14 protein-coding genes, 1 pseudogene and 1 riboswitch are annotated in these 12,900 nt (G+C 73.5%); of the genes and pseudogenes, 5 read left to right on the top strand and 10 right to left on the bottom strand.

The genetic code is table 11. From position 1 onward, the window contains the following. Positions 1–156 precede the first annotated feature (156 nt). Positions 157–840: a hypothetical protein gene (locus tag AC27L3_RS28430; RefSeq protein WP_487236938.1), complete on the bottom strand. Its 684-nt coding sequence runs from the start codon at positions 838–840 to the stop codon at positions 157–159. Between the two features lie 67 nt (positions 841–907). Here AC27L3_RS28430 and AC27L3_RS28425 point away from each other — a divergent pair, with 67 nt between their 5' ends. Further along, positions 908–1,261, top strand: coding sequence for a zinc ribbon domain-containing protein YjdM (locus AC27L3_RS28425; RefSeq protein ID WP_487236937.1), 354 nt, complete (start codon positions 908–910; stop codon positions 1,259–1,261). Positions 1,262–1,302: 41 nt separating this feature from the next. Here AC27L3_RS28425 and AC27L3_RS28420 read toward each other — a convergent pair whose 3' ends face one another. The 6 genes from AC27L3_RS28420 to AC27L3_RS28395 all read right to left on the bottom strand — a co-directional run bounded on the left by AC27L3_RS28420 (position 1,303) and on the right by AC27L3_RS28395 (position 6,119). Then, positions 1,303–2,487 carry an acyl-CoA dehydrogenase family protein gene (locus AC27L3_RS28420; protein WP_487236936.1) on the bottom strand — a complete coding sequence of 395 codons (1,185 nt, stop codon included), beginning with the start codon at positions 2,485–2,487 and terminating at the stop codon, positions 1,303–1,305. A gap of 130 nt (positions 2,488–2,617) precedes the next feature. Further along, positions 2,618–3,121 (bottom strand): CAP domain-containing protein, encoded by a 504-nt coding sequence (locus AC27L3_RS28415; RefSeq protein WP_487236935.1) that lies wholly within the window; start codon positions 3,119–3,121, stop codon positions 2,618–2,620. A 198-nt stretch (positions 3,122–3,319) separates the two neighbouring features. Continuing rightward, positions 3,320–3,661, bottom strand: coding sequence for a class F sortase (locus tag AC27L3_RS28410; protein ID WP_487236934.1), 342 nt, complete (start codon positions 3,659–3,661; stop codon positions 3,320–3,322). Between the two features lie 316 nt (positions 3,662–3,977). Beyond that, positions 3,978–4,535, bottom strand: coding sequence for a phosphatase PAP2 family protein (locus AC27L3_RS28405; RefSeq protein ID WP_487236933.1), 558 nt, complete (start codon positions 4,533–4,535; stop codon positions 3,978–3,980). Beyond that, positions 4,532–5,497 (bottom strand): YihY/virulence factor BrkB family protein, encoded by a 966-nt coding sequence (locus tag AC27L3_RS28400; RefSeq protein WP_487236932.1) that lies wholly within the window; start codon positions 5,495–5,497, stop codon positions 4,532–4,534. The genes AC27L3_RS28405 and AC27L3_RS28400 overlap by 4 nt, the downstream gene beginning before the upstream one ends. 73 nt (positions 5,498–5,570) lie before the next feature. Beyond that, positions 5,571–6,119 (bottom strand): histidine phosphatase family protein, encoded by a 549-nt coding sequence (locus tag AC27L3_RS28395; RefSeq protein WP_487236931.1) that lies wholly within the window; start codon positions 6,117–6,119, stop codon positions 5,571–5,573. Positions 6,120–6,406: 287 nt separating this feature from the next. On the opposite strand from AC27L3_RS28395, the gene AC27L3_RS28390 reads away from it, so the two are divergent. Further along, positions 6,407–6,631 (top strand): CbtB domain-containing protein, encoded by a 225-nt coding sequence (locus AC27L3_RS28390; RefSeq protein ID WP_487236930.1) that lies wholly within the window; start codon positions 6,407–6,409, stop codon positions 6,629–6,631. Positions 6,632–6,652: 21 nt separating this feature from the next. Beyond that, entirely contained in the window at positions 6,653–7,414 is a 762-nt protein-coding gene (locus AC27L3_RS28385; protein WP_487236929.1) for a CbtA family protein, read from the top strand. Between the two features lie 86 nt (positions 7,415–7,500). On the opposite strand, the gene AC27L3_RS28380 is transcribed toward AC27L3_RS28385, so the two are convergent. Further along, entirely contained in the window at positions 7,501–8,580 is a 1,080-nt protein-coding gene (locus tag AC27L3_RS28380) for an enoyl-CoA hydratase/isomerase family protein (RefSeq protein ID WP_487236928.1), read from the bottom strand. Then, a pseudogene (locus tag AC27L3_RS28375) lies at positions 8,577–8,681 on the bottom strand (hypothetical protein); the annotation flags it as partial. The gene AC27L3_RS28380 and the pseudogene AC27L3_RS28375, both read right to left, overlap by 4 nt. Before the next feature lie 279 nt (positions 8,682–8,960). On the opposite strand from AC27L3_RS28375, the gene AC27L3_RS28370 reads away from it, so the two are divergent. Continuing rightward, positions 8,961–9,464 (top strand): hypothetical protein, encoded by a 504-nt coding sequence (locus tag AC27L3_RS28370; RefSeq protein ID WP_487236927.1) that lies wholly within the window; start codon positions 8,961–8,963, stop codon positions 9,462–9,464. Here the strand turns inward: AC27L3_RS28370 and AC27L3_RS28365 are convergent. Beyond that, positions 9,451–9,984, bottom strand: coding sequence for a hypothetical protein (locus AC27L3_RS28365; protein WP_487236926.1), 534 nt, complete (start codon positions 9,982–9,984; stop codon positions 9,451–9,453). The genes AC27L3_RS28370 and AC27L3_RS28365 overlap by 14 nt on opposite strands. A gap of 137 nt (positions 9,985–10,121) precedes the next feature. Next, positions 10,122–10,361, top strand: a riboswitch (cobalamin riboswitch). A 170-nt stretch (positions 10,362–10,531) separates the two neighbouring features. On the opposite strand from AC27L3_RS28365, the gene metE reads away from it, so the two are divergent. Then, the gene (gene metE, locus AC27L3_RS28360; RefSeq protein ID WP_487236925.1) at positions 10,532–12,856 is read left to right on the top strand and encodes a 5-methyltetrahydropteroyltriglutamate--homocysteine S-methyltransferase; all 2,325 of its coding nucleotides are present in this window, start codon (positions 10,532–10,534) and stop codon (positions 12,854–12,856) included. Positions 12,857–12,900 lie beyond the last annotated feature (44 nt).

The raw sequence follows: 12,900 nt of genomic DNA, 5'->3' as shown, positions 1-12,900 counted from the left end.
CCGCGGGGGCGGGTGGGGGGCCTCGGGTGTTGCCCCCCGCGCCCCTGGCGGGGCGCTGCACCAGCCACGGCGCCCCTTAGGGGCGCGGGGAACTGCGCGATGAGCCACGACGCGCCCGCAGACGGGGTGCTGTGTCGCGCCCACGCGGCGGTGGCCTCAGCGGTCTCCCAGGCACGCCACCGCGAACGCCAGGCGGCGGTCCGGCCACGCGGCCTTGATGCGGAAGTCCTGCCCGGTGGACCGCATGACCTCCACCTCGTCCGCCAGCCACAGCAACGTCCGTTCCCGGGGCCGGTCGTCCCCCTCTGCGCCCAGGGACAGCGCAGAATCGAGGACTCCGCCCAGGAGCGTGCCCAGCGCACGGGCCGGTACGTCCTGCCGTGGCATCGCCGTCCACTGGTTGCGGCCCACGATCGGCGGATGTCCCGGCTGCTCGATGCGCCACGTGTGGCGGACCAGCTGGTTCGACGGCGGTATGCGGCGTACCACGCCGATCTCCCGGCCCTGCGCGTCGCGGACGACGTGGCGCCGCTCCTCGCCGCGGCCTTCTCCCGCCACCCGGTCGATACGGCACAGGACCCGCTGCCGCTCCGGGTCCTCGTAGACCACGTTCCCGACGTCGCGTACACCGACCGTGCCGGAACCGACGAAGGCGCACGGCGCATTGACCCGCACCGGGCCCTCGCGGCGCGGGACGCGGATCGCGTTGCCGCCGAGCACCGGCCGCTTGCGGCCGGGCCCGCTCTCCCGTTCCACGATGTCGATCACGAACCGGTCGGCGGTGCGCCAGTCGACCACCGGCAGGGGCGGCTCGGTGCTGGTGTTCCTCCCGAAGAGCATCCGCCGACCCTACCCGCGCCCGCCGCCGCCGGTCGGCGGGCCCCGTGGGCGGATCTAGAATGTCCCTGTGAACGACAACCTTCCGCCGTGCCCCGAATGCGGCGGCGTGTACAGCTATGAGATGGGCGCGCTCCTGGTGTGCCCCGAGTGCGGCCACGAGTGGACGCCCGTGACCGCCGAGGCCGCGGAAGAGGCCGGTGACAAGGTCGTCCGGGATGCGGTCGGCAACGTCCTGGCCGACGGCGACACCGTCACGGTGGTCAAGAGCCTGAAGGTCAAGGGCCACCCGACCGGCATCAAGGCGGGCACCAAGGTGCGCAACATCCGTCTCGTGGACGGCCCGGACGGCCACGACATCGACTGCAAGGTCGACGGATTCGGCCAGATGCACCTCAAGTCCAGCGTCGTCAAGAAGGCCTGACCGCCCAGGAGCCGGCCGGTCGGGGCGAGGGCTGCAGCGGCTCAGATCAGCGCGGTGATCTGCTCCTCGACGCCGAGCAGCGCCCGGCCGTACAGCTCGCTCGCGACCGCAGGGTTCGTCATGGCGTGCCGGCTCGCGGTCTCCTGGTCGCGCCACAGGCGCTGCAGGGGGTTGGCCTCGGCGAAGCTGCCGGCGCCGTGGAGGCCGAGCAGGATGTCCAGTGCCTCGCGCGAACGGCGGGCGACGGTGGCGGTGTCCATGCGTACGCGGGCCCGGTCCCGCAGCGGCATGGCTCTGCCGCTCGCCGCCCAGCGGTCGATGTCGTCCGCCGCGCGCATCAGATGCAGCGCGGCGGTGTCGACGAGCTGGGCGGCCTCGGCGAGCTGTATCTGGGTCGAGGAGGCTTCGCGGGCCTGCGCGAAGAACGTGTGCGACAGGGGGCGTCCCTTGCCGAGGGATGCCGTCACCAGCTCCAGTCCGCCGCGGGCCATGCCCAGCTGGGGGCCCACCAGCACCGAGGAGAGCACCGGCACGAACGCCGAGCGGTACAGGGCTTCGTCCGGGAACTCGGTGGGGTACTCGCCGCGCAGCGCTCCGGTCAGCGACAGGATGCGGTGGCCGGGCACGAACACGTCCTCGGCGACAAGGGTGTGACTGCCGGTCCCGCGCATCCCCACGGTGTGCCAGGTGTCCTCGATCGTCAGCTCGGCCACCGGCACCAACGCCACGCCCCGGTCCAGCTGCTCGCCGTCCGCGCCGGTGACCGGCGTACCGAGCAGCGCCCACTGCGCGTCCTGGCAGCCGGAGGCGAAGGGCCACCGCCCGGTGACGACCTGCCCCTCGCCGGCCGCCCTGCTCGTGCCGCCCGGTGTCAGGACGGAACAGACCCGGGCGCCGGGGCCCTGCCCGTACACCTCGCGCTGCGCGCGCTCCGGGAAGAGGCCGACCATCCAGCCGCAGACGTTGACCAGGGCGGTGAACCAGGCGGTGGAACCGCAGCCCCGGCCGAGCTCGGCGCTCACCTCCAGGAGCGTACGGATGCTCGCCTGGCGACCGCCGAAGCGCCGGGGAACGGTCAACAGGAACAGGCCCGCGTCGGCGAGGGCCTCGATGTTCTCCTCGGTGACGCGCCGGTCCTCCTCGGTACGGGCGGCGTTGCGGCGCAGAAGGTCGACGAGTGCGGCGGCCTGTTCGGGCAGTGCCGCGCTGCTGGCGCTGGTCGTCATTGCGATGTCCTCCATGCCGCGGTGCCGGAGCGCGCCGGCGCGCGCTGCACGGGCAGCATGGACGATCATGCGGGCGCGGGGGAAGGGGCGTGTTTCTCGGGCCTCTTCTGCCGCATCCTGCGGACAGGCCCTAGCGGCTGCCGAAGTCCTGCGTCCACAAGGGGCCGTCGGGGGCCGTGCCGACCCCGACGCCGATCTCCTCGAAGGAGCAGTTGAGGATGTTCGCACGGTGGCCCTCGCTGTCCATCCAGGCGTTCATCACGGCAGCGGGCGTCTTCTGGCCGTAGGCGATGTTCTCGCCGTAGGACGCCCAGCGGTAGCCGGCCGCGGATATCCGCTTGCCGGGGTCGGTACCGTCCGGGGAGGTGTGGCTGAAGTAGTGGCGCCGGGCCATGTCGTCCGCGTGCTTCTGGGCGGCGGCGGTCAGCCGGGCGTCGAGGCGTACGGGGGAACAACCGGCAGCGCGCCGCTGGGCGTTGACCAGATCGACGACCTGCTGCCGGAGCGACTCCACGCTGTCGGCGCGGGCGGCTGCCGCCTGGGCGGGGGAGGACCACGCCAGGCTGCCGACGGCGGTGGTGGCGAGCGTGATCGACGCCAGACGCAGGGCACGGACCGCGTTGAGTGGACGCACGGGCTACTCCCGGAGGTCGCCGGACCGACTCCTTGTCGGAGGCTCCAGGATCCGCGGCAGTGCCCGTGCGGTTAACCGGCGTTCCGGAGCTCGGGAGGCGCACTTCCCCCAACTGCGCACCGCCGGCCCGTGCCGCGAGCCACCTGGACGGCGCGGTCGACCACCCCGCAGTCGCCCTCGGAGTCGACGGGGCCCGCGCTACCGGTCCGGTTCCCCGAACACGCCCAGGCCCAGGCCGCGCGCGTCGACGTGCCCGGCCAGCAGGTCGGTTCCCTCGGCGGCGCCCGGCCGTGCGCCCGGTGCCCACCACGCGACGGTGTCCGGGGACGGCGGGACCTCCAGCGCACCGTCGGGATCGGCGGCCACCGGCACCACCGGCGCCGCGAAGCGGCCCCGGACCTCCACGAAGGCGGGAGGCGAGCGGGCCTTCTCGCCGCGTACCACCGTCCGCCCGGCCGCGGGCGGCGGCCCGGGGGACGGGCCCGCGGGCCGGGGCGTTCCCGCGGCCGGGGCCACGGCGACCGCGCCGGCCAGGCACACCGCCGGGCGGCCGCCGCGAGGAGTGCTCAGCGCCGCGCGGAGGCCGCCCTCGTACGGCGCCTCCGCAGGACCAGGACCGTGCCGCAGGCGAGGAGCGTTCCGCCGAGCGCCGCGCCGCCGGCCACCGCGGTGACCGTTCGGCCGTGGGGCTGCCGGGCAGGGCCACCCTGAGCGAGCCCGTCAGCGTTTTCCGGGGAGACCGCCGGGTGCCAACACCGGGGCACCTCACACGTGGCGGGCGCCGGATCTCCTGCGATCGGCCCATGCGTTCCACTCGGACGGCGCACCGCGGGTGCCTGCTGCTTGCCGGGGCGTCCTACGCAAGGGCCTTCCGCACCCGGGCGCGCAGTGCCGCGCGCAGCCACGGTGCCGGGCGGGCGGTCCAGGCGGCGGCCGCGCCGAGGGCGGCGCCGGCGACGACGTCGCTGGGGTAGTGGGCGCCGCTGTGCACCCGCTCCAGGGCCACCAGGGCCGCGGGGAGCGCGCACAGGGCGCCGGCCTGCGGCCAGACCCGGGCCACGGCGACGGTGAAGGCCGTGGCGGCGGCCGTGTGACCGGAGGGGAAGGAGGGGCTGTCGGGACGGTCGTGCACGCCGTCGTGCGGGATCAGCTCCTTCGGCGGCCGGCGCCGCCGCCACAGCGGCTTGACCACCGTGTTGGCGGCGACCTCCGCCACGCCCATCGCCAGCAGCCCGTTGCCCGCCGCCCGCACGCCCCGCGGTGCGCCGGTGGCGGCGATGACCGCCGCCGCGGCCCACCACAGCCTGGTGTGCTCGGCCGCCTCCCCGACCAGCGGCCGCACCCGCCGGACGAGTGCGGCGTCGTACGAGGCCAGGCGGCGGGTCAGCCGTCGTTCCAGCCGCTGCACGTTCATGTGTCCCGCTCGCTCCAGGTACGGGTGTCCCGGGGTTCGACGTACGGTTCCTCGTCCGGCGGGTGGCCGTCGAGGGCGGCGCGCTCGCGGGCGAGCTCGGCGTCGAATTCCAGGCCGAGCAGAATGGCGAGGTTGCTGAGCCACAGCCACACCAGGAACACGATGACCGCGGCCAGGCTGCCGTACGTCTTGTTGTACGAGCCGAAGTTCGCCACGTACAGCGCGAAGCCCGCCGAGGCGGCCATCCACAGGACCAGGGCGAGGACGCTGCCGGGCGTGATCCAGTGCAGGCCCCGCCCCCGGACGTTCGGCGCCGCCCAGTACAGCACCGCGATCATGGCGGTGACGAGCAGCACCAGCACCGGCCACTTGCCGTACGACCACACCGTCAGGGCCGCCTCGCCCGCGCCGAGCGCGGTGCCCACCCGGTGGGCCAGCGTGCCGGTGAACACCACGATCAACGCACTGGCACAGGCCATCACCATCATCACCACCGTCAGGACCAGCCGCAGCGGTGTCAGCTTCCACACCGGCCGGCCCTCGGGCAGGTCGTAGACGGCGTTCGAGGCACGGATGAATGCCGCGATGTACCCCGAGGCCGACCACACCGCTCCCAGCAGCCCCACGATCGCCAGGACCGAACCGAGGCCCACCCCGCCCTGCAACTGCCGCACCGCGCCGGTGACCACCTCCCGGGTGGCACCGGGAGCCAGACGCTGAACGGCGGTCAGCACCTGCTCGGTGGTCTGCCGCCCCGCCGCCCCCAGCACGGAGACCAGCACGAGCAGCGAGGGGAAGAGGGACAGCACCCCGTAATAGGTCAGGGCCGCGGCCCGGTCCGCCAATTCGTCGTCCCGGAACTCGCCGACGGTACGCCGCAGCACCCTCCACCACGACCGTGCGGGCATCCCCGTCGGCCGCTCGTACCGGTCCTCACCCGACTCGCTGCGCCCTCGCCCCATACCAGGCGATTGACCCGTCTTCCCGCCACGAAACCGGCCGCGCACCGGCGCGTGGGGGCAGCAGGGCCCACCGTCACAGCGGCTGACCGCACTGCAGATTCCAGCGTCCCGTACGTCCCGTGAGCACCGTCAGCGTCAGCGGGGCCACATCGAGCCGCCAGAAGACCGGCAGGGGCAGGCCGAGCGCGTGCACCATCGCGGCCCGGACGGCGGCGGGTTCCGCGACCGCCAGGATCCGGCCACTTCCGGCGGATGCCCCCTCGAGCCAGCCGCCCACCCGCTCCACCAGCGCCGACAGCGATTCGCCTCCGTGCGGGGCGGCGTCGGGATCCGACAGCCAGGCGGCCACGGAATCCGCCTCGCAAGCGGCGACCTCCTCCAGCGACCGTCCCCGCCAGCGGCCCACGTCGAGGTCGCCGAGCGCGGCCACCGGCTCGGTGCCGAGCCCGAGCGCGGTCGCCGTCTGCCGGCAGCGGAGGGAGGGTGCGCAGCCGTACCGGTCGGCCCGGGGCAGGGCGCAGGCGGCGGCGCGGGCCTGTGCCAGGCCGGCGGGTTCGACGGCGGCGCCGTCGTCGAACCGCGCCTGCCGCAGTGCCGCGTTCATCGCCGGCGATACGAACATCACCCGCACGGTCACTCTGTCTCCCCCTCGCTCTGTCGACATCCCGGCTCCCAGCAGACCACGGCTCCTACTGCGGGGGGCGCACGGGGTCGGGGCGCACTCCGTAGTCATCTTGGCCGATAAGCGGTACGGTCTCGTGGACATGACGACGGGGTGACGGAAGCCGGTGAGAGTCCGGCACGGTCGCGCCACTGTGTACCCGGACGCAAGCCCGGAAGTCAGACCCGCACGCCGTCGTTCAGGCACCCCTACACCCGGGACGCGTGTTCCCTCCAGGAGGTTCGGCCATGGCGCACTCTGCTGCCCCCGCATCCAGCTCTTCCGCCGCACCGGCGGTCACCCCCATCTCCCTGAAGGCGATCGCCCCGTGGGCCGCCTTCTTCGGCGTCCTCATGCTGATCCTGCTGTACTTCGTCGGCGCCGAGCAGGGCGCCACCGCCCTCTTCTCCGGCGAGGACGTGCACGAGTGGGTGCACGACGGACGCCACCTGCTCGGCTTCCCCTGCCACTGACGACGGCAGGAGGAACCTCCCGTGAATTCCGTCTCCGTACGGGCCCTGCTCGTACGCGGCATGCTCGCCGGCCTCGCGGCCGGCGTCCTCGCCCTGGTCGTCGCCTATCTGCTGGGCGAACCCCATGTTGACGCGGCCATCGCCTTCGAGGAGGCCCACAGCCACGACCACGGCGAGGAACTGGTCGGCCGCACGCTGCAGTCCACCGCCGGCCTCGCCACCGGCGTCCTCCTCTACGGCGTCGCGATCGGCGGCATCGCCGCCCTGGCGTTCTGCGTGGCGCTGGGCCGCATCGGCCGGTTCGGCCCCCGTGCCACGGCGGCGCTGGTCGCCGGCGGTGCCCTGCTGGCCGTCTACGTGGTGCCGTTCCTGAAGTACCCGGCCAACCCGCCGTCCGTCGGTGACCCGGACACCATCGCCAAGCGCACCACGCTGTACTTCCTGATGATCGCGCTCAGCGTCCTGCTGAGCGTCGCCGCGGTCGTCCTCGGCAGGCGGCTGGCTCCGCGCCTGGGCACCTGGTACGCCACGGTGGCGGCCTCGGCCGCGTTCCTCGTCGTGGTCGGCCTCGCCTACGCCTTCCTGCCCGCCGTCAACGAGGTGCCCCAGGACTTCCCGGCCACCGTGCTGTGGCAGTTCCGCCTCGCGGCACTGGCCGTCCAGGGCACCCTGTGGGCCGCCTTCGGCCTGTTCTTCGGCTACCTCGCCGAACGGCTCCTGGGCACCACAGCGGCCCCGGGCCGGCGCACCGAGGGAGCGGGGTCGCCCGCAGCGATCGGCTGATCCGGCCGGTCGACGTTCGGTAAGGGGCTCGTCGCCATGGCGACGAGCCCCTTACCGCGGGCGGCTGACGAGGCCGGCGGCGCTGTTCACCACGGCACTTCCCGGGCCTCGTCGGCGGGGGCCAGGCGCAGCTCGCGAGCACCGAGCGGGGCGAAGTACCGTTCCACGTCCGCATCGGTGACCTCGGCGAGCGTGGCGGGGGACCACCGCGGGGTGCGGTCCTTGTCCACGACCTGGGCCCGGATGCCCTCGACGAGGTCGTGCGAGGACAGCGCCGTGCAGGAGATGCGGTACTCCTGCTCCAGGACCCGCTCCAGCGAACCCAGCGCCCGGGCGCGCCGCACCGCGGCGAGGGCGACCTTCAGGGCGGTGGGAGACCGGCCGAGGAGCGTCGCGGCCGCCTCGCCGGCCGCCGGGTCGGCCTCGGCACGCAACCGCTCCACCACGCCCTCGACGGTGTCGGCGGCGTAGCACCGGTCGATCCACTCCCGCTGCGCCTCCAGCACGCCGGGCGGCGCCTCGCGCACGTACCGGGGGAGCACCTCGTGCACCGGGGCGTGCGCGAGGTCGGCCACCAGGCGCGGCAGCCGGTCGGACGGTACGAAGTGGTCGGCGAGCCCGCACAGCAGGGCGTCGGCCGCCCCCACCGCCGTACCCGTCAGGGCGAGATGGGTGCCGAGCTCGCCGGGGGCGAGCCCGAGGAGGTGGGTGCCGCCGACGTCGGGCGCGAAACCGATGCCGGTCTCGGGCATGGCGATACGGGAGCGCTCGGTGACGATCCGTACGCTGCCGTGGGCGGAGACGCCGACGCCGCCGCCCATGACGATGCCGTCCATCACGGCCACGTACGGCTTGGGGTAGTGGGCGATCAGGGCGTTGAGCCGGTACTCGTCCCGCCAGAACGCCGCGGAGGCGCGGCCGCCGCCGGTGCGGGCGTCCTCGTGGATGGCGCGGATGTCGCCGCCCGCGCACAGCCCGCGCTCGCCCGCCCCCGTGACGACCACCGTCTCGACGGCGGGATCCTTCTCCCATTCCGCGAGGGCCTGGTCGATGCGGGTCACCATGGCGTGGGTCAGGGCGTTGAGGGCCCGGGGCCGATTGAGGGTCAGGTACGCCGCGCGGCCCTCGGTGCGCAGCAGGACGTCGGTGTCGCCGGGGACCGTCATCGCCGGCCGCCCGTCAGGTCCCGGGCCACGATCGGAGGCATGATCTCGTTCGTCCCTTCCAGGATGCGGTGCGCCCGAAGATCGCGAACGATGGACGGCACGGCGAGCGCGAGCCGTAGGGCACGAAGGCCACCGCATGCCCGACGCGCCTCGCGTCAGCGGCGGTACCGTCCCGGATGCGCACCGGCTTCCCCGCACCGCGGATCTTGCCCCGAACATATAGTTGGACGTCCTACCAAGTCCAGCCCCTCAAGGGCCGGGCCGCCCCCGCCTTGGTCGAAGCAGGCAACCTCGGCCGCACAACGGGCCGCGGTTTCCACCGCCACGACCGGGGGTGAAGCCGTGCGCCTTGTGGAGGCGCGCTGAGTAGGGTCACCGCCATGACCAAGGCGAAAGGGCGATGGCCCAAGCCCGATCCCGACGGCAACGGCAACGGCGACGGCGACGTCGAGGACGTGACGCTGCTGATCCTCGAATGGCTGGGCGAGCACGGCATAAACGCCATGATCCGCATCGATGCCGAGCGCCTGCAGGAAGGGCTGCCGGCATGGACGTTCGCCGCCGGCGGGGTGCCGTGCTTCGCCCGGGCCTGGGGGTGGCGCGTCGACTGCGGGCCGTCGGTGGCCGATCGCGCAGTTCCCCGCGCCCCTTACGGGGCGCTGTGGGCTGGTGCAGTGCCCCGTCAGGGGCGCGGGGAACTGCGCGACAAGCCACGACGCACCCGCAGACGGGGTGCCGTGTCGCGCCCACGCGGCGGTAGCCGCAAATCGACACGGCCCCTTACGGGGCGCTGCACGATCCGCTGGACAGGCCCTGGCCCGAACCCAGTGGCGATCGACGCGGCGAGCGGCCGCGTTCGCTACCGGGCGGCTACTTCCACGTAGCGAGCGTCTCGCTGCGCCGTGTCCACGTGACGGTGGACGGCGCCTTCGCGTCGTCCGGTGCGACGAAGACGGCGCAGCCGCCGACGCTCGTTCCTGCGGGGGCTTTCTTGAACGTCGTGTGGTCGGCTCCGACGCATTTGTCGAAGTGGCCGGTGGTCAGGGGTTCGGTCGGGTCGCCCGTGGGTTCCATGGAGGGGAGGACGATCAGCTCCGTCAGCTGTGTGCCGTCGCTCCACACCTCGAAGTGCGAGGTCTCGTCGTTGTCGTTGCCCTCGGCCGTCTTCGTGAGTTTGAAGCGGACGTAGTAGGGGGTTTTGCCCGTGTATTTCGACGAGTCCTGGAGCAGGGTGAGGTCGGCGTGGGTGCCCTTTTCCACGCGTACGACGGTCACCCCGACGGTGCCGCTCCTGTCGCCGGCGACGGTTGCCTTCTCGCCGAACTTCAGGGTCTGCCCCGAGTCGGCGCAGCCGGCCAGGGCCAGTATTCCCACGGCAGCCGTCCACAGTGCCCGGCGCTTCATGTCGTCTCCCCAGCAGCATTGTTCTCGTGCCCGCCGGAGCCTACCCCTCGGCTGGGCATGCTCCGGACAACGAACGGCACCGGCCGATCCGCTGCCGTCCGTGACCGGCATACGAACAGCCCTGTGCGCAAAGGCGCTTCTCCCTCTAGGGTGGCGGTGCAGCTGGTTCGCCCCGTCCGCCAGGCGGGAGGCGTCGTAAGAGGGAACCCGGTGGGAATCCGGGACTGCCCCGCAGCGGTGAGCGGGAACGACCGCCGTCATACGCACTGGGTCCGGACGGGCCCGGGAAGCGACGGCCAGTAGGTGTCCGCCGGGAGGTGTTCTTTCCGGCAGGCGTGCCCGCGAGTCCGAAGACCTGCCGCTGCCCGCGTGCGAGCCTTCGTGCGCGGCCATCCCGGTGACCTCGAGGGCGGGTCGGCGTACACAGGCGTACCGCAGCGGACGGATCCACGTGACGACGGTGGTGTCCCGGGCGGGTCTGTCGTCACCCCTTCGCGCCCTCGTCGGGCACCGGGCTTTCCGGGAGAAACTCGCGAAGGAGAGTTCCGTGACCAGCACGTCCGCAGCCGCGGCAGCACGCGCCGCCGTGCTCGGCTACCCCCGTCAGGGGCAGGGCCGTGAACTGAAGAAGGCGATCGAGGGCTACTGGAAGGGCGAGGTCACCGCCGACGCCCTGCACCGGACGGCCACCGCGCTGCGCCGCACCAACTGGCTGCAGCTCGCCGACGCCGGCGTCCACGAGGTGCCGACCGGCGACTTCTCGTACTACGACCACGTCCTGGACACCAGCGTCATGGTCGGCGCGATCCCCGCCCGGCACCGGGCCGCCGTCGAGGCCGGCGCCCTGGACGGGTACTTCGCCATGGCCCGCGGCACCCAGGAGGTGGCGCCGCTGGAGATGACCAAGTGGTTCGACACCAACTACCACTACCTCGTCCCGGAACTCGGCCCCGACACCGTCTTCACCGCCGACTCCACCCAGCAGGTCACGCAGCTGAAGGAGGCCCTCGCCCTCGGCCTCGCCGCCCGCCCCGTCCTGGTCGGCCCGGTCACCTACCTCCTGCTGGCCAAGCCCGCACCCGGCGTCGACGCAGGCTTCCCACCGCTGACTCTGCTGGACCGGCTGCTGCCCGTGTACGCCGAGGTCCTCGCCGATCTGCGGGCCGCCGGCGCCACGTGGGTCCAGCTGGACGAGCCCGCCCTCGTGCAGGACCGCACCCCGGCCGAGCTGAACGCCGTCGCCCGCGCCTACCGCGAGCTCGGCGCCCTCACCGACCGCCCGCAGCTGCTGGTCGCCTCCTACTTCGACCGTCTCGGCGAGGCCCTGCCCGTCCTGGCCAAGGCCCCCGTCGAGGGCCTCGCCCTCGACTTCACGCGCCCCGCCGCCGCGGGCCTCGACGACCTCGCGGCCGTCGGCGGCCTGCCCGGCAAGCGCCTGGTCGCCGGCGTCGTCGACGGCCGCAACGTGTGGATCAACGACCTCGAGAAGTCCCTGGCCACCCTCGGCACCCTCCTCGGCCTCGCCGACCGGGTCGACGTCGCCACCTCCTGCTCCCTGCTGCACGTCCCCCTCGACGCCACCGCCGAGCGGGACATCGACCCGCAGATCGTCCGCTGGTTCTCCTTCGCCCGTCAGAAGGCCCGCGAGGTCGCGATCCTCGCCAAGGGCCTCGCCCACGGCACCGACTCCATCGCCGCGGAACTCGCCGCCAACCGCGCCGACCTCGCCTCCCGCGCGAACTCGGCGATCACCCGGGACCCGGCGGTGCGCGCCCGCGCCGCCGCCGTCACCGCCGCCGACACCCACCGCTGCCGGCCGTACGCCGAACGGGCCGCCGCCCAGCGCGCCCACCTGGGCCTGCCGCTCCTGCCGACGACCACCATCGGCTCCTTCCCCCAGACGAGCGAGCTGCGCACCGTCCGCGCCGACCTGCGCGCCGGACGCATCACCACGGCGGCCTACGAGGAGCGCATCGAGGCGGAGATCCGCGAAGTGATCTCCTTCCAGGAGAAGACCGGCATCGACGTCCTCGTGCACGGCGAGCCCGAGCGCAACGACATGGTGCAGTACTTCGCCGAGCAGCTCACCGGCTACCTGGCCACCCGGCACGGCTGGGTGCAGTCCTACGGCACCCGCTACGTCCGCCCGCCGATCCTCGCCGGCGACATCTCCCGCTCCGAGCCCATGACCGTCCGCTGGACCCGCTACGCCCAGTCGCTCACCCGGCGCCCGGTCAAGGGCATGCTCACCGGGCCCGTCACCATGCTCGCGTGGTCCTTCGTCCGCGACGACCAGCCGGCGGCCGACACCGCCCGGCAGGTCGCCCTCGCCCTGCGCGACGAGGTCGGCGACCTGGAGGCCGCCGGCACGTCGGTGATCCAGGTGGACGAGCCCGCCCTGCGCGAGAGCCTCCCGTTGCGCGCCGCCGACCACGCCGCGTACCTCGCCTGGGCCACCGAGTCCTTCCGCCTGGCCACGAGCGGCGTCCGGCCGGACACCCAGATCCACACCCACATGTGCTACGCCGAGTTCGGCGACATCCTGGCGGCCATCGACGACCTCGACGCCGATGTGATCAGCCTGGAGGCCGCCCGCTCGCACATGCAGGTCGCCGCCGAGCTGGCCGCGGCGGGATACCCGCGCGAGGTGGGGCCCGGCGTGTACGACATCCACTCGCCGCGCGTCCCCGGTGCGGGCGAGGCGGCGGAGCTGCTGCGCAAGGCGCTGGCCGCGATCCCCGCCGAGCGCCTGTGGGTCAACCCGGACTGCGGCCTGAAGACGCGTGGCTGGCCCGAGGTCCGCGCCTCCCTGGAGAACCTGGTGGCGGCGGCCGATGAGGTGCGCAAGGAGGTGCAGGGCACGGCTTCCTGACGCGCCGTCCGGGACGGCACCGGTACCGGCGCCCGAGTGCCGGT

The organism is Streptomyces sp. PKA51, from assembly GCF_057552455.1.
The sequence above is the reverse complement of the archived record's forward strand: the minus strand, read 5'-3'. Positions and strand labels throughout refer to the sequence as shown.

Bases quoted from the DNA above. Each gene is read 5' to 3' on its own strand.
- AC27L3_RS28430 (WP_487236938.1), bottom strand. From the start codon at position 840: ATGCTCTTCGGGAGGAACACCAGCACCGAGCCGCCCCTGCCGGTGGTC.
- AC27L3_RS28420 (WP_487236936.1), bottom strand. From the start codon at position 2,487: ATGACGACCAGCGCCAGCAGCGCGGCACTGCCCGAACAGGCCGCCGCA.
- AC27L3_RS28405 (WP_487236933.1), bottom strand. From the start codon at position 4,535: ATGAACGTGCAGCGGCTGGAACGACGGCTGACCCGCCGCCTGGCCTCG.
- AC27L3_RS28400 (WP_487236932.1), bottom strand. From the start codon at position 5,497: ATGGGGCGAGGGCGCAGCGAGTCGGGTGAGGACCGGTACGAGCGGCCG.
- AC27L3_RS28395 (WP_487236931.1), bottom strand. From the start codon at position 6,119: ATGTTCGTATCGCCGGCGATGAACGCGGCACTGCGGCAGGCGCGGTTC.
- AC27L3_RS28390 (WP_487236930.1), top strand. From the start codon at position 6,407: ATGGCGCACTCTGCTGCCCCCGCATCCAGCTCTTCCGCCGCACCGGCG.
- AC27L3_RS28380 (WP_487236928.1), bottom strand. From the start codon at position 8,580: ATGACGGTCCCCGGCGACACCGACGTCCTGCTGCGCACCGAGGGCCGC.
- AC27L3_RS28370 (WP_487236927.1), top strand. From the start codon at position 8,961: ATGACCAAGGCGAAAGGGCGATGGCCCAAGCCCGATCCCGACGGCAAC.
- AC27L3_RS28365 (WP_487236926.1), bottom strand. From the start codon at position 9,984: ATGAAGCGCCGGGCACTGTGGACGGCTGCCGTGGGAATACTGGCCCTG.